The organism is Streptomyces sp. NBC_00310 (assembly GCF_036208085.1).
Classification (GTDB): domain Bacteria; phylum Actinomycetota; class Actinomycetes; order Streptomycetales; family Streptomycetaceae; genus Streptomyces.
The window spans coordinates 6360096-6384262 of the sequence record NZ_CP130714.1; the positions used below are offsets into that span (position 1 = coordinate 6360096).

The 24167-nt window shown below is 68.6% G+C and carries 17 protein-coding genes and 2 pseudogenes; 6 read left to right on the forward strand and 13 right to left on the reverse strand.

The annotated features are described in order from the left end of the window. Window positions 1-162: 162 nt before the first annotated feature. The 4 genes from OG202_RS27820 to OG202_RS27835 all read left to right on the forward strand — a co-directional run bounded on the left by OG202_RS27820 (window position 163) and on the right by OG202_RS27835 (window position 10868). Window positions 163-6735, forward strand: coding sequence for an RHS repeat domain-containing protein (locus tag OG202_RS27820; RefSeq protein ID WP_327728398.1), 6573 nt, complete (start codon window positions 163-165; stop codon window positions 6733-6735). Between the two features lie 87 nt (window positions 6736-6822). Then, window positions 6823-7278 carry a hypothetical protein gene (locus OG202_RS27825; RefSeq protein ID WP_327728397.1) on the forward strand — a complete coding sequence of 152 codons (456 nt, stop codon included), beginning with the start codon at window positions 6823-6825 and terminating at the stop codon, window positions 7276-7278. 1094 nt (window positions 7279-8372) lie between these two features. Further along, on the forward strand, window positions 8373-9878 hold the full coding sequence (locus OG202_RS27830; protein WP_328223782.1) for an MFS transporter: 1506 nt from the start codon (window positions 8373-8375) through the stop codon (window positions 9876-9878). Between the two features lie 120 nt (window positions 9879-9998). Next, window positions 9999-10868, forward strand: coding sequence for a helix-turn-helix transcriptional regulator (locus OG202_RS27835; RefSeq protein ID WP_327728395.1), 870 nt, complete (start codon window positions 9999-10001; stop codon window positions 10866-10868). Between the two features lie 70 nt (window positions 10869-10938). Here OG202_RS27835 and OG202_RS27840 read toward each other — a convergent pair whose 3' ends face one another. Genes OG202_RS27840 through OG202_RS27885 form a run of 10 tightly spaced genes read right to left on the reverse strand, consistent with a single transcriptional unit; the run spans window position 10939 to window position 18960 of the window. Continuing rightward, a complete protein-coding gene (locus tag OG202_RS27840; protein ID WP_327728394.1) occupies window positions 10939-11886 on the reverse strand; it encodes a 3-oxoacyl-ACP synthase III family protein in 948 nt (315 codons plus the stop codon). Window positions 11887-11908: 22 nt separating this feature from the next. After that, window positions 11909-12889 carry an aldo/keto reductase gene (locus OG202_RS27845; protein WP_327728393.1) on the reverse strand — a complete coding sequence of 327 codons (981 nt, stop codon included), beginning with the start codon at window positions 12887-12889 and terminating at the stop codon, window positions 11909-11911. Between the two features lie 34 nt (window positions 12890-12923). After that, the gene (locus OG202_RS27850; RefSeq protein ID WP_328223783.1) at window positions 12924-13484 is read right to left on the reverse strand and encodes a carboxymuconolactone decarboxylase family protein; all 561 of its coding nucleotides are present in this window, start codon (window positions 13482-13484) and stop codon (window positions 12924-12926) included. A 35-nt stretch (window positions 13485-13519) separates the two neighbouring features. Continuing rightward, entirely contained in the window at window positions 13520-15085 is a 1566-nt protein-coding gene (locus OG202_RS27855) for an FAD-dependent oxidoreductase (protein ID WP_327728391.1), read from the reverse strand. Window positions 15086-15100: 15 nt separating this feature from the next. Further along, window positions 15101-15394 (reverse strand): putative quinol monooxygenase, encoded by a 294-nt coding sequence (locus OG202_RS27860; protein ID WP_327728390.1) that lies wholly within the window; start codon window positions 15392-15394, stop codon window positions 15101-15103. Then, entirely contained in the window at window positions 15391-16122 is a 732-nt protein-coding gene (locus tag OG202_RS27865) for a histidine phosphatase family protein (RefSeq protein WP_327728389.1), read from the reverse strand. Before OG202_RS27865 ends, OG202_RS27860 begins: the two co-directional genes overlap by 4 nt. A gap of 21 nt (window positions 16123-16143) precedes the next feature. After that, on the reverse strand, window positions 16144-16407 hold the full coding sequence (locus OG202_RS27870; protein ID WP_327728388.1) for an acyl carrier protein: 264 nt from the start codon (window positions 16405-16407) through the stop codon (window positions 16144-16146). A gap of 53 nt (window positions 16408-16460) precedes the next feature. Then, window positions 16461-17462 (reverse strand): beta-ketoacyl-ACP synthase III, encoded by a 1002-nt coding sequence (locus tag OG202_RS27875; protein WP_328223784.1) that lies wholly within the window; start codon window positions 17460-17462, stop codon window positions 16461-16463. Then, window positions 17459-18469 (reverse strand): AvrD family protein, encoded by a 1011-nt coding sequence (locus tag OG202_RS27880; protein WP_327728386.1) that lies wholly within the window; start codon window positions 18467-18469, stop codon window positions 17459-17461. The genes OG202_RS27875 and OG202_RS27880 overlap by 4 nt, the downstream gene beginning before the upstream one ends. Beyond that, window positions 18466-18960, reverse strand: coding sequence for a hotdog fold thioesterase (locus OG202_RS27885; protein ID WP_328223785.1), 495 nt, complete (start codon window positions 18958-18960; stop codon window positions 18466-18468). The genes OG202_RS27880 and OG202_RS27885 overlap by 4 nt, the downstream gene beginning before the upstream one ends. 195 nt (window positions 18961-19155) lie before the next feature. Here OG202_RS27885 and OG202_RS27890 point away from each other — a divergent pair, with 195 nt between their 5' ends. Further along, the gene (locus tag OG202_RS27890) at window positions 19156-20133 is read left to right on the forward strand and encodes an aldo/keto reductase (protein WP_327728385.1); all 978 of its coding nucleotides are present in this window, start codon (window positions 19156-19158) and stop codon (window positions 20131-20133) included. A gap of 37 nt (window positions 20134-20170) precedes the next feature. Here OG202_RS27890 and OG202_RS27895 read toward each other — a convergent pair whose 3' ends face one another. Together OG202_RS27895 and OG202_RS27900 are read right to left on the reverse strand one after the other, a co-directional pair. Further along, window positions 20171-20809, reverse strand: coding sequence for a helix-turn-helix transcriptional regulator (locus OG202_RS27895; RefSeq protein ID WP_327728384.1), 639 nt, complete (start codon window positions 20807-20809; stop codon window positions 20171-20173). A gap of 280 nt (window positions 20810-21089) precedes the next feature. Then, window positions 21090-21890, reverse strand: a complete 801-nt coding sequence (locus tag OG202_RS27900; protein WP_327728383.1) for a helix-turn-helix domain-containing protein — start codon at window positions 21888-21890, stop codon at window positions 21090-21092. A gap of 192 nt (window positions 21891-22082) precedes the next feature. On the opposite strand from OG202_RS27900, the pseudogene OG202_RS27905 reads away from it, so the two are divergent. After that, window positions 22083-23375 (forward strand): annotated as a pseudogene (locus OG202_RS27905) (beta-ketoacyl-[acyl-carrier-protein] synthase family protein); the annotation flags it as partial. A 192-nt stretch (window positions 23376-23567) separates the two neighbouring features. Here OG202_RS27905 and OG202_RS46590 read toward each other — a convergent pair. Continuing rightward, window positions 23568-23891, reverse strand: a pseudogene (locus OG202_RS46590) (MqnA/MqnD/SBP family protein); the annotation flags it as partial. Window positions 23892-24167: the final 276 nt, after the last annotated feature.

Genomic DNA, 24167 nt, shown 5'->3' on the forward strand with positions numbered 1-24167 from the left:
CCCACCGGTCGGCTCGGAGTGCACCGCTCCGAGCCGACCGGCTCCCCCGTGCGTCGGCCGACACTCCGTCAGACGCGCAGACCGCGGGCTTAGGGAATCTGCGCTTTCTCACTGATCCGCATCCATTTGCGACCCGCGCATCCTTCTCAGAAAAGGCACTCCATGCGACACATACCCCCGGTCCGGCCTGCCCCGGACCGGAGCGGGCCCTCACGGACGCCGTGGCTGCGACGCGTCAGCGCCGTCGTCGGCCTCGGCATGCTGCCCGGCCTGCTCGCTCCCTCCGTGGCGTTCGCCGACGACCCGCTGGGCCGGCCCGAGCTGTCCAAGCCACGCGCCCAGAAGGTCGAGCCGTTCAAGGCGAAGACGGACACCAAGACCGCAGCCGCCATGCGTACGGCTGCCCGCGCCGACCAGACGGCGGCCAAGCGAGCAGCCAAGGACCGTGCCAGGGGCACCACCTGGCCGACCGATGGTTCGGCCCGCCTCACCCTGCCTGCCTCCGGCGCGGCGAAGGCGGAACCGGGCACCCTGCCGGTCACCCTGACCGCGCCGGCTGCCAAGAAGGCCAAGCGCGCCAAATCTGTCCGGGTCGACGTCCTGGATCAGAAGGCCGCCCAGGACCTGGGCGTCAAGGGCGTGGTCCTGAAGGTGACCGGCCCCACAGCCGGCGGTCAGGCCCGCCTCGGCATCGATTACTCGGCGTTCGCGTCGGCCTACGGCGGCGACTGGGCCGGCCGGCTGCAGGTGCTGCGGCTGCCCGACTGCGCCCAGAAGAAAGCGGCGACCGCGAAGTGCCGCACTGCGACCCCGGTCGGCTTCGTCAACACCCGGGGCGAGGAACGGATCACCGCCGACCTGTCGTTTGCGGCGAAGACGGCGAAGACCGCCCACTCGGCGAGCACAATGTCCGCGGCCTCCGGACAGACCATGATGCTCGCTCTTGCAGCCGGCACTGCCTCCGCCGACGGCGACTACAAGGCCACCCCGCTCTCCGCCTCCTCCACCTGGGAGGCCGGCGGCAGCTCCGGCAGCTTCACCTGGTCCTACCCGCTCAAGGCACCCCAGCCGGCTGCCGGCCCGGGCGTGGAGCTGGAGATCTCCTACGACTCCTCCAGCGTGGACGGCCGTACCTCCACCACCAACAACCAGGGCACCCAGGTCGGTGAAGGCTTCGAGATCACCTCGTCGTACATCGAGCGCAAGTACGGCTCCTGCACCGACGACGGCCACAGCGACAAGCACGACATGTGCTGGAAGTACGACAACGCGTCCCTGGTGCTCAACGGCAAAGCCACCGAACTGGTCAAGGACGACACCACCGGCCAGTGGCGGCTGAAGAACGACGATGCCTCCAAGGTCATCCACTCCACTGACGCCGAGAACGGCGACGACAACGGCGAGTACTGGACCGTCGTCACCGGTGACGGCACCAAATTCGTCTTCGGTCTGAACAAGCTCGACGGTGCCGCCGACGACGCCCGCACCAAATCGGTGTGGACCGTGCCAGTCTTCGGCGACGACGAGGGTGAGCCCGGTTACTCCTCCGGCGATGCCTTCGCCGACCGCGCCAAGCAGCAGGCCTGGCGATGGAACCTCGACTACGTCGAAGACACCCACAGCAACGCACAGAGCTACTGGTACGAAGACGAAACCAACAACTACGACAAGCTTGGCGACGACGACACCGGCACGCCCTACACCCGTGGCGGCTACCTCAAGGAGATCCGCTACGGACAGCGCGCTGGCGCCCTGTTCAGCGCTTCCCCAGCCGCCTCGCACAAAGTCGTCCTCTCCTACGCCGAGCGCTGCCTCGCCTCCGGCACGGGCTGCGACTCGCTCACCAAGGACACCCGGGACAACTGGCCCGACGTGCCCTTCGACCAGGTCTGCAAGGACGGCGAGAAGTGCCCCTACCTCGACAGCCCGTCCTTCTTCACCCGCAAGCGGCTGACCTCCGTCACCACCTACGCGTGGGAAGCTGCGGCAGCCACCCCCGCCTTCGCCCCGGTCGACACCTGGGAGCTGAAGCACCTCTACCTCGACCCGGGCGACACAGGTGACTCCACCGACCAGTCGCTGTGGCTCGACCAGATCAAGCACATCGGCAAGCGCGGCCCCGATCTCGACCTCGACCCGGTGAAGTTCTCTCACGTCTTCCTGCCCAACCGGGTGGACAGCCCAAGCGACGACATCCTGTCCTTCGAGCGTCCACGACTGAAGACGGTCGTATCCGAAACGGGCGCGCAGACGATCGTCGACTACCTCGCCGCAGACTGCGTGGCTGGACAGACCATGCCCAAGGCCGACGAAAACACCAAGCGCTGCTACCCGGTGTACTGGTCGCCCTACGGCCAGGACAACCCGATCCTCGACTGGTTCCATAAGTACCCGGTCAGCGGGGTGCGCACCACCGACCCGCTCGGCGGCTCCGAGGCGGTCCAGCACACCTACCAGTACTCCGGCGGCGGTGCCTGGCACTACAACGAGGACCCACTGACCCCAGCCAAGGAGCGCACCTGGTCCGAGTGGCGCGGCTACCAGAAGGTCACCCACCTCACCGGCCCGTCGGAAGGCACCCAGACCAGGACAGTCTCGGTATACCTCCGCGGCATGAACGGCGACCGCGTGCTTGCCGCCGACGGCAAGACGCTGGACCCCGACGCCCGCAAAACCGTCAAGGTCACCGGCATCAAGGCCGATGAGATCACCGACTCCGAGCAGTACGCCGGCTTCAACCGGGAGTCCGTCTCCTACGACGGCGCCACCGAAATCTCCGGCACTGTCAACGACCCCTGGTCTCAGCAGACAGCCACCCAGCACAAGTCCTACGCCAACACCGAGGCCTACTACGTCCGCATCGGCGCCTCCCACGCCCGCACCAACGTCACCAGCAAGCTCACACCGGCCGACCGGGTGCGCACCACGAAGACCACATACGACGACTTCGGAATGCCGAAGACCGTCGAAGACTCCGGTGACAACGCCGTCGCCGGCGACGAGAAATGCACCCGCACCTGGTACGCCCGCAACGAGACGGTCAACCTGATCTCCACGGTCTCCCGGACCCGGACCGTCGGCCAGGAGTGCTCCGTCGCCGACTCCTCCCTGGACCTGCCGGCCGACCACACCCGCCCCGGCGATGTCATCTCCGACACGGCGACCGCGTACGACACCACCACCTGGTCCACCACACAAAAGCCCACCAAGGGCGACGCCCGGTGGACGGGGCGTGCCCAGGGATACGGAGGTGACGACCAGCCGCTGTGGCAGCAGACGGCCGTCACTGAGTACGACACGCTCGGCCGCCCCACCCTGATGAAGAACACCAACAACGTCACCACGTCCACCACCGAATACGTTCCGGTCTCGGCCGGTCCGCTGACCCAGACGAAGGTCGGCAACGCCAAGGCCTACAAGACGGTCACCGTCAAGGACTTCGCCCTGGGCACGGACCTCAAGGTCACCGACCCCAACAACCGGGTGACGGAGACGGCATACGACAGCCTTGGCCGGGTCACCTCCGTCTGGCTGCCCAACCGCTCCCGCGCGCTCGGAAAGACCGCCAACTACGTGTACGCGTACAGCGTCAAGGCCGACGCGCTGCCCTGGGTCTCCAGCGCCACCCTCAAGGGCGACGGCTCCGGCTACAACACCACCTACGAGATCTACGATTCACTGCTGCGCACCCGCCAGGTGCAGGCGCCCTCGGCTGTGGGCGGGCGGGTCATCGCCCAGACCCTGTATGACGGCCGCGGTCTCGCCGTGACTGCTCAAGGCGACATCTGGGACAGTACGGCCGCACCGTCCTCCTCGATTGTGCAGATCGACGGCGGACAGGCGCCAAGGCAGAGCGACAGCGTCTTCGACGGCATGGCACGCGTCACCAAGGTGACCACCAAGAGCTACGGCGTCACCAAATGGTCGCTCGACACCACCTACAAGGGCGACACGGTCCTCGCGAGCGCCCCGGCTGGTGGCACGGCCAGCGCGGTCGTCACCAACGCGCTCGGCCAGACCGTCGAACGCCGTGACTACGCCGGCAGCAATCCGACCGGCACCGACTACATGACCACCCGCTACACCTTCGACGACGCCGACCGGCAGGAGACGATCACCGCACACGACAAGTCCAAGTGGTCGTACACCTACGACCTCTTCGGTCGGCAGCGGACCGTGATCGACCCCGACAAGGGGACGACCACCACGGACCACAACGAGCTCGACCAGGCAATCAAGTCGACCGACAGCCGCCCGGGCAACGCGCTGCTCTTCGAGTACGACGTCCTCGGCCGCAAGACCGGCATGTGGCAGACGTCCAAGACCGACGCCAACAAACTGGCGGCCTGGACCTTCGACACCCTCGCCAAGGGCCAGCAGGACACAGCCGTGCGCTACGACGGCGGCGTCAGTGGAAAGGCCTACACCCAGAAGGTCACCGCCTACGACCCGCTGTACAAGGTCACCAACAATCAGCTGATCCTGCCCTCCAACGACCCGCTGGTGACGGCAGGTGTGCCCAGCACCCTGTCCTTCTCCACCGGCTACAACCTCGACGGCACGGTGAAGCAGGCCGCCGCACCCGCAGTGGCCGGGCTGGCAGGGGAAACTGTTTCCTACACCCACGACGCACTCGGCCAGGTGCTGACCGCCAAGGGCACCACCGGCTACCTCCAGGGCGTCGCCTACTCCCCGCTCGGCGATTTGCGCCAACTGACGCTCGCCACTGACCCGAGCGCCGCGAAGAAGGTGTACGTCAACCACGACTACGAGGCTGGCACCCGTCGCCTCACCCGGTCGTACGTCACCGACGACGTACACGGCTACATGCTCCAGGAGCTGAAATACAGCCAGGACGACGCGGGCAACATCACCGCAGTCCACGACGGCACCACCCTCGGTGGGACCGGCAAGGAGGACTACCAGTGCTTCACCTACGACGGCTACCGCCGCCTGAGTGAGGCCTGGACCCCGAAGGCCGCTGACTGCGCCGCATCCGGCCGCACCACCGCCAACCTGGGCGGGGCCGCGCCGTACTGGACCAGCTACCAGTACAACGACTCCGGCCTGCGCTCCCAGCAGGTGGAGCACAGCGCCTCGGGCGACGTCACCACCGAGTACAAGTACGGCACGGACAGGGGCCAGCCGCACGCCCTGTCCTCGACGGTCAGCGGCTCGACGACCGTGAAGTACACCTACGACGAGAACGGCAACACCTGGACCCGGCCCGGCACCCAGGCCACCCAGACGCTGGCCTGGGACACCGAGGGCAGGGTCGCCACCGCGAGCGAACCCGCCGCGAACGGCAAGCCCGCCACCGGCACCGGATACCTCTACGACGCGAGCGGTGAGCTGCTCATCAAGCGGCCCACCACCACCGACGGCGAGACCGTGCTCTACCTCGGCACGACCGAGGTCCGGCTCAAGGTCAGCGGCAACGGCGCCACCAAGGCACTGTCGGGCACCCGCAGCTACACGGCGGGCAGCACGACCCTCGCGGTGCGCACCTCAGCCGCCGGGGTGTCCGGCACCAAGCTGACCTTCCTGGCCGGCAACCACCAGGGCACCTCAAGTCTGGCGATCGCCTCGGACACTCTGGCCTTCGTCAAGCGCTACACCAAGCCGTTCGGTGCCCCGCGTGGCACGGCGAGCGGCAGCTGGCCCGACGACAAGGGCTTCCTGGGCAGGCCATCCGACCAGACGACGGGCCTCACCCAGCTCGGCGCCCGCCAGTACGACCCGGCGACGGGCCGCTTCCTGAGCGTCGACCCGCTGCTCGAACCGGACAAGCCGCAGACACTCAACGGCTACGCCTACTCGAGCAACAGCCCCATCACCAACTCCGACCCGACCGGCATGTCCGACGGCGTCGGTGGCATTCTCGGGGGCATCAGCGCGATCGTTGGTGGCGCCGTGCGCGGCCTCCGCAACATCATCGGGTCCGCCATCGACGCGATCGGCTCGTCCGGCGGCACCGCCCCGACGAACTCCTACGGCAACCCCTCCGGGATGCCGCTCCTCAACTACAAGCCCGGCGCGACCTACAACCTCATCACCAAATCCTGGGACACGCCATGGGAAGTGAATGGCAGGCCCCTTAGTGAATATCTGGCCACCCTGCCCAACTGGGGCATCGTCAGCGATCCGAAGGCGAACAATGACTGGGAGACCTCACGCGGCCTGTTCTTCGGCTGGTTGTGGGGCGGCGGTTTCCCGTTGGGGGAGCAGCAGAACTTCCGGGGCGGTGACGCGTTCACCTCGATCCTGGCGCAGGACGAGACCTTCGGCGAATGGCGGACGAAGCTGGTGGGCCAGGCCCGGGACAAGGGCATGAGGGCCCCGGCCGCAAAGGAAGCCATCCCCTTCCTCTACAAGGACAAGGGCCCCGAGCCGGGCAGCCCCTGGTACAAGTTCAACTCCCTACGCGGGGCAGCCAACGACATCGGCGGTGTGCTCACCAACGGCGGTCTCGGGACGGAGAACCAGGCGGACGCGTTCCTCGGCAGCTACTCGGCCACAGGCAGGATCAAGTCGATCAACAAGAAGGAGCAGTCGGTCACGCTGAAGTTCACCGCCACCAACCTTTCCGACTGGCGATCCGCGACCCACGTCATCCCGCGGTCGTGGAACCCGGCCTTCGAGGACACGTTCGGCGCGGCCGTGACGGAGGACTTCTCATGGGAGGAGAAGTGGCCCGTCAACGAGAGCGTGAACTATTCGGAATGGCTCGACTAGCAGCCACGCACAGATAGGCCGTGGGGCCGGGGCCACACACCGGCCCCGGCCCCACGGTCCTCCCACCCCCAACCCTAGGATCACAGCGTGTTCAAGAATCACCTGAGGGCTGGCCGCCTTGCCGCCACCGCCCTGCTTCCCCTTCTGTTGGTGGCCGCGTGCTCCACCACCGACGACACGGCGAAGGTCTCGGCAGCGCGCATCGTGGGGAACTGGAAGGGACCCGATGGCGAAAGGATCTCCTTTTCTGACGACCGGAAATTCACCGCCACGGGCCTCGATTCCAAGGAGCTCGCCACGGCCGACTGCCCCAGCGGGAAATCCGGCGGCGGCTGGGGTTTCTTCGTCGACGACGCCAACGGAAGCCACATGTCGAAGACGGCAAAGTCGGGCTCCTGGATCGGTCTCGGGCTGGCCCGCGAGTACTGGGACTGGGACTGCAATCTCCAGCTCGCGGTCGTGGACGACGGCAAGACCCTCTGTGCGTCTAACGATCCCGACGTCCCCTGCGGCCTCGACGTCCGCTTCACCCGGGAGAAGTGACCCAGGGCCGGGCTACGTGTCGTCAGCCCGTCGGTAAGCAGCTCCCCCGCGATCAGTATCCGCTGCACCTTGCTCCGCCCTCGTTGATCTCCAGGATCTTGGATTCGCGCCACATGAACCGCTCTTTCAAACCTGAAGCTGATGAACAAAGCCACGTGGTCGAGTTCGAAGCGGTGGAGGCTGATTAAGGCGCTTTGTGGAGATCAGACAGGCGCCCTCACGTGCCCGTCTAACCTTTTCAAGGGTTACGCTTGCAGGTCTACAGTTGCCTTACGAACCTCCCCTGGCGGCTTCGCCGGTGGACAGTCGGTGGACAGACGCCTTTGGACGGTGCATCACGGGGCAGCACAGTTCAACGTGCCGCATGCCATCTGATCAGGAAAAACGTCACTCGGCGGCATCATGCGGCACCCGGCAACACGAACGCTCATGGTCTCGTAATGCGTAGGTCTCGGGTTCGAATCCCGAAGGCGGCTCCACTTATGACCAGGTCAGATGCCATCTGACCTGGTCTTTTGCGATGAGCTCCTGATGGTTGGTCAGCTTGCGGAGTGGTCGCGGGGTGAGGGGAGCGCAAGGGGGTGCGCATTGGAACTCGGTGATCCAGGCATGTGACCTGGGCTTTTTGCGGTGAGTCATGATTTCGCCACTGAGGTCTTGTGGCATTCGGCGTGTCGGTGGCTGGCGCCCAGATCCTCCACCACGACCACCTTGAGGGGCCCGGATTCGAACGATACGGCGTGGCGGCATCGTCCCGGAGCTCCGCCATGCACTTGCAGGCCCTCGCTTGTAGACCCTCTACAGAGACTCACCCACTCCGGATCTTCACAGATTCAGGGTCCGAGTGCCCACAGCCAGGAAGAGGGCTCTGCACCGGTTGCTGCTCACACCCAGGATCCGGCGCGCGATTCCGGCGGCGCCAGGACGGGCGCCGTGCTGTGGCTGCGCAGGAGGCGGGGCCCGGATGCGGTAGGCCGCAATGACTGTCGGCTCGGACACCGTCGTGGTTTGCCCCGGCAGGCGCTGCGGGGCCGGCCGCCGACGGGATCGGGCGCGGTGCGAGGGTGGCACTGCCAGTGACAGTCTCCGCAGGAGTGCCGTCAAGAGGGATCTGGCTGGGTGGCGGCGGGCGGCAGAGGCTGGGACGCATGACTACCGCTGATACCGCCACGACCTCCGAGGCCGCGCCGCCGACCAGTGTCCGTATGACAGGCCGTCAGGTCGCCGCCCTGGTGGTGCTGCTGGCGTCGCAGTTCATGATGGCCGCCGACTTCTCCGTGCTGAACGTCGCGCTGCCCGAGGTCGGCACGTCCCTGGGGTTCTCGACGGGGAGCCTGCAGTGGATCACCACGACGTTCGCGCTGTGCGCCGCCGGGTGCACCCTGGTCTTCGGACGGGTCGGTGACTACGTGGGGCGTCGGCGGATCTTCACCGCCGGGATGGTCCTTCTGAGCGTCTCCTCGCTCGTCGGCGGCCTCGCCGACTCCCCCACGATGCTGCTGGTCGCCCGTACTCTGCAGGGCCTGGCCACCGCCGCCGTCACGCCCGCCGCGCTCGCCCTGCTGACCACCGCTTTCACCGAACCCGGCCTGCGCACCCGGGCGCTGGGCCTGAACAGCGTGATGATGAGCTCCGGCTTCAGCGTCGGCGCGATCCTCGGCGGTGTCCTCACGGACGTGTTCTCCTGGCGCTGGGCCTTCTTCATCAACATCCCCGTGGCCATCGCCGCGATCGTCGTGGTGCCGATCGTCGTCGACGAGAGCCGGGCGGAGCAGCGCAGCCGCATCGACCTGCCCGGTGCGCTGCTGATCACCCTGGGCCTGTTCGCCGGGATCTACGGTGTCACCCGCGTCGGCGAGGAGGGCCTCGATCTGGTCGCGGGCGCCTCGCTGATCGCAGCCGCCGTTCTGCTCGGCGTCTTCTGGGCCGTGGAGAGCCGTACCGTCGACGCCCTGGTCCCGGTGAAGATCCTCAAGAAGCCCGACATCGCCTTCGGCAACCTGGCAGCACTGTTCATCTTCGGCGGCGAGACCGCGCTGATCTTCTTCACCGGCCTCTACGTCCAGAACGTGCTCGGCCTGTCGTCCATGGTCGCCGGCCTGGTGCTGCTCGGCATCGGTGTGGGCCAGATCGTCGCCGGCACCGTCGGTCCGCGCATCCTCCAGCGGGTCTCGCCGCGCACGATGCTCGGCGTCTCCCTGCTCCTGCAGGGCGCGTTCATGCTGCCGGCGCTGTGGGCCACCTCGGACTCGTACTGGTTGATCCCGCTGATCGCCACCCAGTTCGTGAACGCCTTCTTCTCCATGCTGGCCGCCCTGTGCTTCATGGTCATCGCCACCTCGTCCGTCGACTCCGACGCGCAGGGCATGGCCACCGGCATGGCCACCCAGAGCCAGCAGGTCGGCATCGCGATCGGCATCCCGCTGGTGAGCGCGGTCTTCGCCGCTTTCATCGGACAGGGCACCGTCACCGCCGCCGAGGAGCTCACCGGAATCCACGTGGCGATCGGCGTGGCCGGATTCTCCCAGGTCGCCGTCGGTCTTCTCCTGTGGCTGGTGCTGCGCGGGAGGGCCCGGCAGGCGGCATCCGTCACCGCGTAAATCCCCCGGCGCGGTGGCCCGCACGGCCGGGTGGGCGGAGCAGTGACCGCCCGCCCGGCCGTCGTGGCGTCGGTCACCGCGGGACGGGGCGATATTGCCGATGCGGTACGGCACTTCATAATGAGAAGGGTGGAACAGATCGTGAACACCGACCTCGGCAGCTACCTGCGGCAGATGCGTGAGCGCGTCCGGCCGGAGCAGCGGGGACTGCGCGCCGGCGGCTCCCGGCGGGTTCCCGGACTGCGCCGGGAGGAGGTGGCAGCACTCGCGGGAGTGAGTCAGACCTACTACACCCGGCTCGAGCAGTCGCAGACCGCGCACGCCTCCCCGCAGGTCCTGCTCTCCATCGCCCGCGCTCTGGATCTGAGCCTCGACGAGCAGGACTACTTGCTCAAGATCGGGACTGCGGTGCAGAACCCGCAGCAGCAGGCGCCCCATGACGACCAGTTGAGCCCCAGCACCAAAATGCTGATGGCGTCACTCGGCAACGTGGCCGCGGCCGTGCTGAACTACCGGTGCGACATCCTCGCCTGGAACTCGCTGTACCACCGGCTGTTCGCGCCGCATCTCGATTTCGATGTCACCGAGGACGCCGAACTGCGCCCCAACGTCATCAAGATGAACTTCCTCGACGAGGACGTCCGGACCCTGTACGCGGACTGGGCCACGGAGTCCGAGTCGAACGTGACCTATCTGCGGTTCATTTCCGGAAACCACCGGCACGACCCACGACTGGCCGAGCTCATCGGTGAACTGACCATTCAGAGCGAGGAGTTCGCGGCACTCTGGTGCCGACAGCGGGTGGCCAACTGCATCGAGGGCACCAAGCTCTTCAGCCATCCGGTCGTCGGTGAGCTGGAGTTGATGTACCAGTCCGCCGACCTCCAGGACGGCAACATCCTGAAGTTCTACCATGCGGAACCCGACTCACCGCACGAGGCGGCGCTGCAGCTCCTGACGGTGGATCTGAACTCCGTTCACCGTCGCTGAACACGTGGCAAGGGGAAGGGCTCCCGGTTCTCAAGAAGAACCGGGAGCCCTTCCCCTTGCCATACGCGGGTCACGTCCGGCGGATCGCCGTCACACCCCAGGTGAAACCCGATCCCGCGGTCGCTACGACCACCAGGTCGCCGGAGGCGATCCGGCCCTCCCGCTCCAGCTCCTCCAAGGCGAGGAACGGGTCCGCACCGCCGAGGTGGCCGTCGCGGTCGTACTGGAAGACGCTGCGGGAGGTGTGCACGCCCAGTGCGGCGAGGTACTTGCGGTGGGTGTCCTGGTTGCCGTGCGTGACCAGGAAGTACGACACGTCGGCCACCTTCTGCCCGAGGCCGGCGAGGACCTTGTGGGTCAGGGCCGTGAAGTTGTCGAGGAACGCCTCGCCGAGCCCGTCGAGCTTCTCGCCCCGCTCGACCTTGACCCTGCCTTCCTTGATCTCGCCGTAGTACGAGTCCACCCATTGCGGGTCGGTGTGGTGAGCGGCGCCCAGCACCTCGTACTTGGCGTCGGCCGAGATCAGTACGGCGGCGGCGCCGTCCGCGAAGTTGAACAGCTCGATGTAGCGGGTGCCGTACTCGACGAGCTGGCTGAGCCTGTCCGAGATGATCACCAGCGCGTGCTTGTGGGTGCCCGCCCGCACCTGGTCGTCCGCCAGTTTCACGGCGACCATGCCCGCGTTGCAGAAGTTGGAGACCTCGAAGCAGTGCGCGTCCGCGATCCCCAGCTCCTGGGCGATCTTGGCGGCGGGCGACCAGAAGGGTGTGCCCCATTCGCTGGAGCCCGCGTACAGGACGAGTCCGATCTCCTCGAGCGGTACCGGGTTGCGGGCCAGGAGCCTGGCCGCGGCGTCCCGGCCGAGCCCCCAGGAGGTCTCGCCCTCGGCCAGCACCGAGAACTTCCCGGACGGAAGGATCTGGCCGAGCTTCTCGACGGTGTACCCCGACTCCCGGCTGACGTCGTCGACGCATCGCTTCCCGCTCGGCATCGCCAGGGCGTAGTCGGCTATTCCCATGGTTCCTCCACCTGCCTGTCGGTCAGACGTATTCCACGACGGCGTGCGGCACATAGGGCGCCTCAAGCCGGGCGAGTTCGGTGTCGTCGAGCCTCACGTCGAGGGACGCCACGGCGTCCTCGAGGTGGTGCGGCCGGGTCGCGCCGACGACGGGCGCGGTGACCACCGGCTGACGCAGCAGCCAGGCGAGGGCCACCTGGGCCATGGGGATGCCGCGTTCGGCGGCGATCTCGGCGACCACGCGGGCGACCGCGCGGTCCGCCCGCTCGGTGGGGCCGTAGAAGCGGTCCTGGATCGGGTCGCCCCCGGTGCGGGGCGACTCGGCGTCCCAGTCGCGCGTGAGCCTTCCGCGGGCCAGCGGGCTCCACGGGGTGACGCCGACGCCCTCCGCGAGGCAGTACGGCAGCATCTCGCGCTCTTCCTCGCGGTTGACGAGGTTGTAGTGGTTCTGCATGCTCACGAACCGCGTCCAGCCGTGGAGATCGGCGACGTACTGCGCCTTCACGAACTGCCAGGCGTGCATGGAGGAGGCACCGATGTAGCGGACCTTGCCCGCGCGCACCACGTCGTGCAGCGCCTCCATGGTCTCCTCGACCGGGGTCTCGTGGTCCCAGCGGTGGACGATGTAGAGGTCGATGTAGTCGGTGTCCAACCGCCGCAGGCTGGCGTCGAGTTCGCGCATGATCGCCGAGCGGGACAGCCCGCCCGAGAGCGGGTTGTCCTTGAGCTTCTCGTAGACCTTGGTGGCGATGACGACGTCTTCGCGCCGGGTCAGCTTGCGCACCGCGCGGCCCAGGAACTCCTCGCTGGTGCCCAGCGAGTAGATGTTCGCGGTGTCGAAGAAGTTGATGCCCAGTTCGAGCGCCTGGGCGAGGAACGGGAGGCTCTCCTCCTCGGGCAGCGACCAGGGATGGGTGCCGAGTCGGGGCTCGCCGTAACTCATGCATCCCAGCGCCAGTCGCGACACCTTCAGGCCGGACGAGCCCAGCCGGACGTACTGCAACGTTCTTCCTCTCGGATCGGGCGAGCGGCCGGGATCAGTTCCTGACCTCGTCCTGTACCTCGGTGAGCCGGCCCCAGGACGCGATGCCCTCGTCGAGCGGGATGTCCAGGCTGGCCAGGTACATGGCGGTCATGGCGCTGTGCCCCGCGAGATGCGTGATCTCGGCGATCTCGTTCTGCGAGTAGTGCTCGCGCAGCGCGAGGAAGGCCTCCTTGCTCGCCCTGTGGTCGACCATGCAGTCGGTGACGTAGCGGACCAGGGCGGCGCGGGCGGGCGGGAGCTGGTCGTAGAGGCCTTCCTCGATCGCCTTGATCTCGGTGTCCTCCAGACCGGCCTTCTTCGCGAGCGGGTAGTGCAGCAGGCGCTCGAACTCGCTGTCGCGCAGCCTGGCCACACGCAGCACGACCACCTCGCGGTCCAGCAGGCTCAGCAGGCCGACCGTGAAGGTGCCGCCGAGCGCGAGGTGGGCGGCCGCGGAGTTCTTGGTGAGCAGCAGCGCGCGGGTCAGGTTGGACTGGAACTTCTCGTACACCGCGAGCTGGTCGGGCGTCATGTCGGCGACTTCGGTGAGGGTGACGCGGGGGGTGGTGCTCATGACGGGCTCCTTCGGGTTGTGCCGGGAACAAGGCGTCAGGCCGGCTGACCGGCCAGTTGCGGGGCGGTGGTGTGGGGCTGTGCATGCCGGGCGAGTGCCTGGCCGACCACGCGGACGGCGGCGGCGGGAGCGCGGTCGTCCAGCGGGACGAGCACGTCGAGGTGGCCGTCGGGGCGGACCAGCAGGGCGTGTGCCTCGCGCGGAAGCTTGCCCAGCAGCGGGCCGGGCGGGCGACCGCCCAGGTCGGAGACGGTCACCGCGGTCAGCTGCTCGCGCAGTTTGTCGACGAGCCCGGTCCAGCGCTCGTACCGGTACTGGAGGCCGGGCCACAGCAGCACGGTGTAGCGGTCCACGGCGAGGACGGGGGCTGCCGGCGACTCACGCCAGCCGAGGGGCAGGCGTTCCCCCGGCACCAGGGAGCGCCGTTTCGGCCGGGGGCCGTAGTGGGTGTCGAGCTGGGCCAGCTTGGGCGCGAGCACTTTTTCGAGCGTCTGAGTGGTGGTGCCCAGCCGGTAGACGGCATCCCGGGCGAGGGTCTGCCGCCGGGTCGAGTACAGGCCGATCCGGGCCAGGCGGGTGGAGAGTCCGGCGACCGCGTCGACCGCCGGCCTGCGCTCGGTGTCGTAACTGTCCAGCAGGTCCGTGCGGTAGTCGCCACGCACCACACCGGCCAGCTTCCAGCCGAGGTTGACTGCGTCCTGGATGCCGGTGTTCAGCCCCTGCGCGCCCGACGGGCTCATCGCGTGCGCCGAGTCGCCGGCCAGGAAGACCCGGCCGCTGCCGTACGTGCCCGCCGAGCGGACGTGAGCCGTGAAGATGCCGCTGAACTTCATCTCGCCGAGCCTGCGCGCCCCGGGGACGCGCTCGGCGAGCAGCCTCTCGAAGAAGGCGCGGTCCGGCGTGTCGCCCGTGTAGTCGTCGGGCACGCTGGCGCCGACCCGGAAGACTCCGTCGCCGAGCGGCGCCAGCACCATGTTCCCGGTCCGGGTCAGGTAGTACGCCGCTTCGCTGCTGGTGGTCTCGCCCAGGATCTCGGCGTCGGTGATGGCAAGCCGGGTGCGCAGGGTCCGGCCGGCGAACCGGAAGCCGAACGCCTCGCGGACGGCGCTGTTGTAACCGTCGGCCCCGACCACGTAGTCGTATGTACGGGTCCGCGCCCGGCCGTCGGCGAGCTGGAGCCGGCACTGGACCCCGTCCGGGTCCTGGGTGCCGTCTACGAAGGTGGTGTCGTACTCGATGGTGCCGCCGAGCGCGGTGAGGTGCTCCTCGAGGATCGCCTCGGTGCGCCACTGCGGGATGGTGATGGCGAAGGGATAACCGACGCCTTGCAGCCGGTCGAACCGGATCAGGCCGATCAGCTTCTTCTGGGAGTAGTAGTTCATCTGGTCGAAGTAGTGGCCGCTGTCGACCAGTTTCCGTCCCACGCCCACCCGGTCCAGGAGTTCCAGGATGCGGGGCCACAGGATCGTGGCGCGTGAGTGCGGGCTCTGCCTGCGGAGCTTGGAGATGACGTCGGCCCGAACACCGTGCGCCAGCAGTTCGCAGGCGAGGACCATCCCGACGGGACCGGCGCCGACCACGAGGACGCGCGGCTGCCGCATGTCGCTCACCATGGGTCAGGCGGCGAGGGGGCGCAGGCGGTGGACGTAAGGAGGACGCACATAGGCGCCCTCGACCTTCGCGAGGAAGTCCGCGACGTACGGCTCCTTCATGTGCAGGTCGATGGCCGCCTGGTCGGCCCACTCCTCGACCAGCACGATCACGTTCTCGTGCTCCTCGGACCGCCAGGCGTCGAAGCGCAACGCGCCCTCCTCCTGACGGGTCGCGGCGCACAGTTCCACGAAGGCGTCCGCGGTGTCCGCCAGGCGGTCCGGTACGACGTCGAAGAGTACGGTGATCTCGATGCTCATGTACGGGTCACTTCCTTGGAGTTGAGCTCGTCGAAGACGAGGGAGCCGAGGTCGACGAAGGACGGGGGCGGGGTGGGCGCGGGCGCTTCCTCGCACTCGTGCGGGGCCACGTTCCACCGGCGCAGGGCGGCACGCGGACGGCCGGCGGGTGACCACTCGACGTCCACGCAGACGGCGGCACAGGTGCCGACCAGGACCTCGGGCGTTGCGACGGCGCCGGCCAGGGCCCGCGTCAGCAGGTTCAGCACACCGCCGTGGGTGACGGTCAGGACCGCGGGCGCGGGCGGGTTCCGGCCGGTCTTGTCGGCCTCTGCTTCCGCTTCCGCGATGGTGCGCAGGGCGGCGGCCGAGCGGGAGAGCGCGGCTCTGCCGGTCTCGCCGCCGGGTGGGGCATAGTCGGGGTCGGTGAGCAGCCGCCGCATGGTGCGCGGGTGCTGCCGGGCGAACTCGGCGCGGTCCTGGCCGTCGAGTGTGCCCAGGTCGCGTTCGCGCAGTCCGTCGAGGCGCCGATGGGGGACGCCGAGCCGACCTGCGGCGTACGCGGCGGTCTGGGCGGCGCGCGCCGAAGGCGAGGAGTAGACCGCCGACCAGCTGTCCGGACTCAACGACCGGGCGATCACCTGCGCCTGCCGTACTCCCGTGTCGTTCAGCGGGATGTCGGCCTGCCCCTGGAATCGGTCGGTGGCGTTGCGGTCGGTCTCTCCGTGGCGGAGCAGGACGATACGCATGGCGGGAGCCGTGCCGGCCGTTCAGGCGGCGGCCGGCCCGGTGGCTGCCGGGGCACCGAGGCCCTCGACGACCTGGGCGGCCTCGTCGATGGTCTGCTGGGAGTTCAGCACGCCCTCCTCGATGGAGACGCCAAGCCGCTTCTCCAGGATCAGCGACACCTCCAGCAGGGCCAGGGAGTCGACCGCGAGGTCATCGAAGACGGTGCCCCGGGACACCTCCTCCGCGGGTATCTCGAACTTGCCGGTGAGTATCTCGATGATCATCGTCGTGACGGAACCGGTCATGGGTCACCTCAACTGGTCTTACGGAAAAGGGGGTTTGTGATTTCGGGTGGGTCTCAGCCGACCGGCAGGTCGGGCCAGGTCAGGGTGGCCGAGCCCCAGGTGGCGCCGCCTCCGAAGGCTGTCAGCAGCACCCGGTCGCCCGCTCTCAGCAGTCCGTCGGCCATGGCGTCGGCGAGGGCGAGAGGGATGGAGGCCGCGGAGGTGTTGCCGACGCGGTCGATGTTCAGCACCGCGCGCTCCGGCGGCAGTCCGAGCTGTTCGGCGACGGCATGCAGGATGCGTGTGTTCGCCTGGTGGCCGACCAGCCGGTCGACGTCGGCGACCTCCCAGCCGGTACGGGTCAGTACCGTGCGCGAGGACTCGGCCATGCGGCGCACCGCGGCGAAGAAGACGGACTTGCCGTCCATGCGGAAGTACCGGTCCTCCTCGCGCGGCACCCCGCCCCGGGACCGCTCCTCGGCACCGCCGCCGCGGACCGTGATCAGGTCGGCCATCGCACCGTCGCTGCCCAGGTGCACCTCCTGTACGGCGCCGGGCTCGTCGTGGTCGCCGGCCCGCAGCAGCACCGCGCCCGCCCCGTCGCCGAAGATGACGGAGGTGGTGCGGTCGGAGGGGTCCAGGACGGTGCTGAAGGACTCGGCGCCGATCACCAGGACCCGCTCGGCGAATCCCGAGGTCACGGCGGCCGTGCCGGCCTGAAGGGCGTACACGAAACCGGAGCACACCGCCGCCACGTCGTACGCCGGTACATCGGTCAGCCCGATGCGGGTGGCGACGGTCGGCGCGGTGGCCGGGCAGGGGCGGTCAGGGGTGGTGGTGGCGACGATCACCAGGTCGGCGCCGTCCGCACCGGCGTTCTTCAGAGCCCGCCGACCGGCCTCGACGGCAAGGTCACTGGTGGTGGTGCCGGGCTCGACGACATGGCGCTGTGCGATGCCGGTCCGGCTGCGGATCCAGGTGTCGGAGGTGTCGAGGCGCTGGGCGAGTTCGTCGTTCGTCACCACGCGCGGGGGCACGAAGCCACCCACCCCGGCGATCACTGCCGTTGTGGTCATGCCGTCGGGTGTCCTTCCGGAAGCTGATGGGCCACCGCGGACCGCACCTGGATGCCGGCGAGTTCGGCCACGACGTCAAGCGTGCGCCAGGTGCCGTCTCTCATCCGCAGCAGACCGGGATCGGCCAGCCGGGTGCGCACCGGCACGCCCTCGGCGGGGCGGTCCGGGCGGGAGGCGGTCAGCGTGGTCTGCCGCATCCACAGGGTGTTGCTGTCCTGGCGGCGCATGTCGTCGAGGTCGTAGAGCATGATCTGGGCGAGCTGCAGGGCCGTCACGAAGGCGTCGATCACCGACACCGACGGCTGGTACGCGCCCTCGATGCCCGCGCCGGGCACCGCCGCCCCGTCCTCGTGGCTGAGGGTGAGCGTGGCGTCGGCGCACAGCTCCCGGTGGTCGACCTCCACATCACGGACGTACTGTCGGCGCGTGGTGAAGCCGACGCCGAAGTAGCGGTCCGCCGCGGGACCGAGGAGCGCGTCCAGTCCGGACGACGTGCGTTCCTCCTCCACGGGCCGGGCGGGGGAGTGTTCCACCTCGCACCGCACCCGCATGGTGCCGACCGCGCAGTCGACGACGGACACCACGCGCGCAGGGTGCCCGGCCACCGGGTCGGTACGGCGCAGCGTCGCCTCGGCCGGCAGACCGGTGAGCTCCTCCTGAGGGCTGGAACCGGCCGTCAGCCGCACCTTGCGCAACCATGCGTCGCGCAGGTCCGCGCCCGGGCCGCTCAGGCACGCCTCGGCCAGCTGGGCGGCGACGACGATCCCGTCGACGGTGCTGAAGTGCGGACGCAGATCCGTGCCGGCCGCCTTCTTCGACCAGTCGGCCGGGTAGCGGACGCCGACCGCGGAGCGTGCGAGGACAGCGCCGTCCTCGCTGCGGGCGAGGTGTACCTCGCCGATGTCGTAGGCGACCCGGCGGAAGCCACGGCCGAAGAAGCGCTGCTCGGCCGGCCCCAGCTGGTCGTCCACGGACGACAGCACAGTCCGTGCTGAAATCGGGGTCATCGGTGCTCCGTTCGTATGGATCGTTCCGTTGCCGTCGTCGGAGCGGGCGACATGCGCGGGCCCGGCCCGCGACGGCCGCCGGCGCGGCGAACGGCGCAGGTGAGCCGTGCGGTGCAGACGCGGTTCCCGGAGCCGTCGGTGACGACGATCTCGTAGGAGGCCATCGCCGTTCGCTCGTCGAGCGGCCTGCAGACTCCGGTGAGAGTCCCGGAGGACACCCAGCGGTGGTGTGTACAGGACAGGTCGACGCCCACCGCGTTCCCGCCGGGGCCCGCGTGGAGGAAAGCGGCGACCGAACCCAGCGTCTCGGCGAACGCGGCGTTCGCGCCGCCGTGCAAAATTCCCATCGGCTGACGATTCCCGGCGACGGGCATCGTGCCCACCACAAGTCCCGGTTCACAGATGGTGATTGCAATTCCCATACGCCGGGTGAGTTGTTCGTTTTCGCAGGCGCCGTCGACGTTCATTGGCCCGAGCATCATGTTCGGCATTTACGGTCTCCGTTTTTTCCGTGGCCCACACCGGCGGGCCAATTCGAGTCAAGCACGGTGCTGCGGCGGTCGACAGGTGCATGGCCGCTTGCTGCCATGGCGAACCCCCAATTCACCCAACCAGCGTTAGTTCTCGTAGAGTTGACGCCGGACCGGATACTTGATGCAGACGTAACAGCAAGGGAGCGGGTCGTAGTGCAGCGTGTTTCGCTCGGCGGGCTCGATGTGTCACGCATCGGCCTGGGCGCCATGACGATGTCCGACTACTACACGGGGGCGGGCAGCGACGAGGAGGAGGCCGTCCGCACCATTCGGCGGGCGCTGGACCTCGGCGTGAATTTCCTCGACACCGCCGAGATCTACGGCCCGTTCGTCAACGAGGAACTCGTCGGCCGTGCCGTTGCCGGGCGCCGCGACGACGTAGTGATCGCCACGAAATTCGGTCTCGTCTCGCACGCCGGCGCGGGGCCCAACGTGCTCGACAGCTCACCGGCCAACGTGCGCACGGCGATCGAGGGTTCGCTCCGGCGGTTGGGCACGGACCACATCGACCTCTGTTACCAGCACCGTGTCGACCCGGACACGCCGATCGAGGACACCGTCGGTGCGCTGGCCGAGCTCGTGCGGGAGGGCAAGATCCGGCACATCGGCCTCTCCGAGGCCGGCATGGACACTGTCCGGCGGGCCCACGCCGTCCATCCCGTGACCGCGGTGCAGACGGAGTACTCGCTGTGGTCGCGGCAGCCCGCAGAGTCGCTCCTGTCGCTCTTCCGTGAACTCGGCATCGGTCTCGTCGCCTACTCGCCGCTCGGCCGGGGATTCCTCACCGGGGCGATCCGTTCTCCGCGGGAACTCGACGCGGACGACTTCCGGCTGACCACACCCCGGTTCGCCGAAGCCAACTTCGAACGGAATCTGAGGATCGTCGACGAGGTGGCGTCCGTCGCGGCCGACGCCGGCGCCACGCCCGCCCAGGTCGCCCTCGCCTGGCTGCTCGCCCAGGGCCACGACGTCGTCCCCATCCCCGGTACCAAGCGTGTGACCCGCGTCGAAGAGAATGCCGCCGCCGACGCGGTCGTCCTCACCGTCGACCAGCTCGCCCGCCTCGACGCGCTCATGCCGCCGAGCGGTGAGCGGTACGCAGAAGGGGACTTGGCCCGGACGGGGCTGTAGGCGGCCGGCTCGCCTGCAACCCCCTCGGAACCCGGTCTCAGATCCACTGCCGCCGAGCCGCTTCCACGCCCGCCTGGAAGCGGCTCTGCGCTCCCATCCTGGTCATCACGCCCGCGATGGTCCGGCGGATCGTGCGGACCGACAGCCCGGTGCGCCGCGAGATGCCTTCGTCGGTCAGTCCTTCGGCGAGGAGCACCAGGGCCTCCCGCTCCCGCTCGTCGAGTCCGTCGCACCCGGGGCCCGCCGCACTGGCCGGCCCGGCGGAACGCGCCCACACCTGGTCGAAGAGCTCCTGGTAGGCGCCCACCAGGGTCCTGCCGCGCACGAGCGTCGCGCGGGCGTCCTCCAGACCTGGGTCCGACGGGACGATGGCGAAGTCCCGGTCGGCGACGGCCATCCACACCGGCAGGTGCGGCACCGCCCGCATCCAGGCCCCCGACGCGGCGATTCGCCGGGTGTCGTCGGCGTAGGCGGGATCACGGCTGACGTCCTCGAGGTGCAGGACGCGCACCTGCGCCCCACGGCGCACCAGTTCCGCGCTCAGTAGCGCCGCCTGCTCGCGCACCCGGCGCTCGTACGGTCTTCTGGGAAGCGCGAGCCGCAACTCCCGCACCGGACGGTGGCGCAGTGTGTCCAGCAGGCCCACGAGGGCTTCGGAGTCGGTCAGCGGTTGCATTGCCGACCGGGCGGTGTCCGGTCCGGGCATCAATCGACTTACCAAGTCAACTCTCCGTGCCGAAAAGAAATGCGGATTTAGCGCGGGCGCCTCTCGCACGTAACACAGGTAAATCTCCCCCGTCTGTCAGGGGTTGCCGATGAAGGCCGCTGCGGCCAACCGCTTGCCCTGACTCGCTGACTGAGATTGCAGGGGGCATTGAAGAGCTGTCAAGCGGTAAAAATTTGCCGGTTCGAAGCAACGTTTTTGTGTGTAGAGTGCAGTCGGGGGTGGCGCCACGCTATACCGGAATCAGCGCAACGAAGCGGGCACCCGGGTAATAAGCGGGGAGGAGGACCTGAGAGGTGACCACCAGCTCGGTCCGTGAAACATGCGGGAGTGACAGGCGGAATTTCCCGCCCTGCCGGAATGCGATGATGCGTGGCCCGGCGTCCCACAATTCCCGGCACGCGGGATCGAGCAGTGCACCGGTCAGTAAACCCTTGAGCGTCGGATCGTCCGGGCGCCGGACGAGAGTGAACCGCAACTGGGCCAGATACAGGGAGGCCTGTTGCCTCCAGTCAATGATCTGTTCGCGTGAGTCCGGGTTTTCCAGCACCCAGCGCATGAGATTGGCCCTCGGCTCGCGGACCCAGGGAAACCACCTGGCCATGAGCGCGTTGTAGGCCAGAATGTTCCACGCGTGGTCGATGAGGTAGACAGGAAAGGCCGTCTGTGCGTCCACGAACTCTTTGAGCCGGGCGATCCTGCCGTCCTCGCCCTTCGGCTGTTCTTCGTCCGACACCTCGGTCAACCGGTACCAGTACAGAGCCGTACGTTCATCCGGCCCGAGGTCCAGGGCGTCGGCAAGACCCGTGAGTGTATCCAGGGTGAGCGGGACCTGGGCCCCGCTCTCCAGCGCGCGGTACCAGCGTTCGCTGACGCCCATTCGATGCGCGACTTCCTTTTGCGGCAACGGCTTTTTGCGTCCGAGTTTGGCGCCCGCCTCGGTGCGCCATGCCCGCAAAAGGGCGGGTAGGTCAGCGAATTCGAGCTGGAAATCTGCAAAATCAACTATGTCCGGTTCATTGGAATCGGCCATGACTGCCCCCGTTCGTGCCATTTACCTCGTAGTTCAAATCTAGTTGGAGGCGTCGTCGGCTCCAAAGGGGTGAGTACGCCTGAAGTTTCACCCGTTGACCTGGCATCCAACCATCCGGAAGGGAAAGCGTTTGCCATGGGGTGTAAAGAAAGTACATACACGGAGATGCCGCAGAGCCGGCGGCGCGGCAGGGCGGCCGTGGGTGGACGAGCTCAACTCCGCTCCTCCGCCCGGCGCGTAGTGGTCACCGGACTCGGCGCGGTAACCCCGCTGGGGCTGGGTGGCGACGCTCTTTGGACGGGTTTACTCGTCGGCCGCAGCGGCATCAGGTCGTTGGACGTCCCGGAGTTCGCCGATCATCCGGTCCGCATCGCGGGGACGGTTCCCATCGATCCCACCGAGGTGCTGCCCAAAACGCAGGCCCGGCGCATGAACCGGGCCGCCCAGTTCGCGGTGCTCGCGGCTCGCGAAGCCTGGCAGGACGCCGGGTTCGCCGCGGGCGGCACCCGGGACAGCTGCCTCGACCCGGAGCGGGTCGGTATCAGTTTGGGCACCATCATCGGCGGTGCCTCCGTCCTCGTCGCCGGCGACCGGCGGCTGCGGGACCGGGGCGTGCGGGGGGTCGCGCCGCTCACCGCCCCCATGACGGTCCCCTCCCAGGCGGCTTCCCAGGTCTCGCTCGACCTGCACGTCACCGGAGAGGCCCGCACCGTCGTCAGCGCCTGCGCGTCCGGCACCGAGGCCATCGGGCAGGCCGTCGACCGCATTCGGTACGGCCATCTCGACATCGTGCTCGCCGGCGGAGCGGAGGCCGCCGTGACTCCGGAGGTCATGGCCGCGTTCAGCGCGATGCGCGCTCTGTCGGCACGCAACGACAACCCGCAGACCGCCTCCCGCCCGTTCGCCAAGGATCGGTCGGGCTTCGTGAACGGTGAGGGCGCGGGCGTCCTGCTGCTGGAGTCGGAAGAGCATGCGCTGGCCCGTGGCGCCCGGATCTACTGCGAGGCCGCGGGGTGGGGGCTGTCGGCCGACGCCCATCACCTGGCCGCCCCGGACCCGACCGGCAACGGTGTCGCGAGCGCCCTGCGGCGTGCCGTCGCCGACGCGGACGCGGACCTCGCCGACGTGGTGCACATCAACGCGCACGCCACCGCGACCGTGGACGGTGACCTGGCGGAGGCGGCCGCGCTGAGCACCGTCTTCGGCGGAACGGACGGCGCCGTCCCCGTTCCGGTCACGGCTCTCAAGGGGAGTCTGGGGCACCTCCAGGGAGCGGCGGGGGGTGTGGAGGCCGTGGCTACGGCCCTCACCCTCCATCACGGTGTCATCCCGCCGACCATCGGCTGCGACGACCTGGACGACGCCGTCCCGCTCGACGTGGTCAGGAACATCGCCCGGCCGCTGCCCGGGCATGGCGACCTCGCTCTGAGTAACTCGTTCGGTTTCGGTGGCCACAACGCGGTCCTGGCGCTGCGCCGGTGCTGACCGTGTCCGCGTCGGCCGCGGCCGTGTTCTCGGCGGTCGACGCGGAACTCCGTAAGCCCCCAGGCCCGGAGGATGCGCCTCACGGGTCTGCCGAATGGGTCTCCCAGGGAGTATGGCGGTCGGAGAGTAGTTGCGGTTCGGTGAAGCCGGACGCACCCGCGGCCTCGACGGACACCCGCTGCACGACATGACAGGCCCCTCGGCCGCAATGGCGAGCCCCGGAAGCAGCAGCAGGTCGTCCGTGTGCCGCGGATACTCGGCGAGACTGACCGGCCCGAGGTCCAGGCGGCCCGCGACCGGCCGGTCGCCGGCCTCTTCCGGGCTGAGCGCCACCGGGTTCAGGCCGGACAGCAGCTCCAAGCGTTCGAGCCCCCAGAGGATCGGCCGGCAGTTGAGGAACGAGATGAGCCCGACGCGTGGCGGCCGGCAGTTGAGAAACGAGATGAGCCCGACGCGTGGCGGCCGCCGGTCGGCGGCGATGTCCGGACGCGCGGTGATGAGCCCGTTGGACGGCATGTGCGCGGCGCTTTCTGCGGTGTCGGTGTGGACGGGTTCGTGCAGAAGGGAGGCGGGGTTACTTGCGGCCCCAGGACTGGACCAGTGCGGGCGCCAGGTCCCGGAAGGTGTCGTCCTGCAACAGGGCGTAGAACTCGTCGAGTTCGTACGGGGTCACGTATCCACCCGCGATCAACTGTCTCCACCTGCTCGGGGTCTCGGCCTTCAGCTGGGGGCGTATTCCGCTGCCGCCTCTGCGACCGTCTCCGCGAACGCGTCCACGTGCAGGCTGACGGC

Excerpts from the sequence above, each read along its gene's own strand:
- OG202_RS27855 (WP_327728391.1), bottom strand. The coding sequence starts at position 15,085 with ATGCGGCAGCCGCGCGTCCTCGTGGTCGGCGCCGGTCCCGTCGGGATG.
- OG202_RS27885 (WP_328223785.1), bottom strand. The coding sequence starts at position 18,960 with ATGCCGAACATGATGCTCGGGCCAATGAACGTCGACGGCGCCTGCGAA.
- OG202_RS27820 (WP_327728398.1), top strand. The coding sequence starts at position 163 with ATGCGACACATACCCCCGGTCCGGCCTGCCCCGGACCGGAGCGGGCCC.
- OG202_RS27870 (WP_327728388.1), bottom strand. The coding sequence starts at position 16,407 with ATGACCGGTTCCGTCACGACGATGATCATCGAGATACTCACCGGCAAG.
- OG202_RS27875 (WP_328223784.1), bottom strand. The coding sequence starts at position 17,462 with ATGACCACAACGGCAGTGATCGCCGGGGTGGGTGGCTTCGTGCCCCCG.
- OG202_RS27835 (WP_327728395.1), top strand. The coding sequence starts at position 9,999 with ATGAGAAGGGTGGAACAGATCGTGAACACCGACCTCGGCAGCTACCTG.
- OG202_RS27880 (WP_327728386.1), bottom strand. The coding sequence starts at position 18,469 with ATGACCCCGATTTCAGCACGGACTGTGCTGTCGTCCGTGGACGACCAG.
- OG202_RS27865 (WP_327728389.1), bottom strand. The coding sequence starts at position 16,122 with ATGCGTATCGTCCTGCTCCGCCACGGAGAGACCGACCGCAACGCCACC.
- OG202_RS27850 (WP_328223783.1), bottom strand. The coding sequence starts at position 13,484 with ATGAGCACCACCCCCCGCGTCACCCTCACCGAAGTCGCCGACATGACG.
- OG202_RS27900 (WP_327728383.1), bottom strand. The coding sequence starts at position 21,890 with ATGGCCGATTCCAATGAACCGGACATAGTTGATTTTGCAGATTTCCAG.
- OG202_RS27840 (WP_327728394.1), bottom strand. The coding sequence starts at position 11,886 with ATGGGAATAGCCGACTACGCCCTGGCGATGCCGAGCGGGAAGCGATGC.
- OG202_RS27860 (WP_327728390.1), bottom strand. The coding sequence starts at position 15,394 with ATGAGCATCGAGATCACCGTACTCTTCGACGTCGTACCGGACCGCCTG.
- OG202_RS27895 (WP_327728384.1), bottom strand. The coding sequence starts at position 20,809 with ATGCAACCGCTGACCGACTCCGAAGCCCTCGTGGGCCTGCTGGACACA.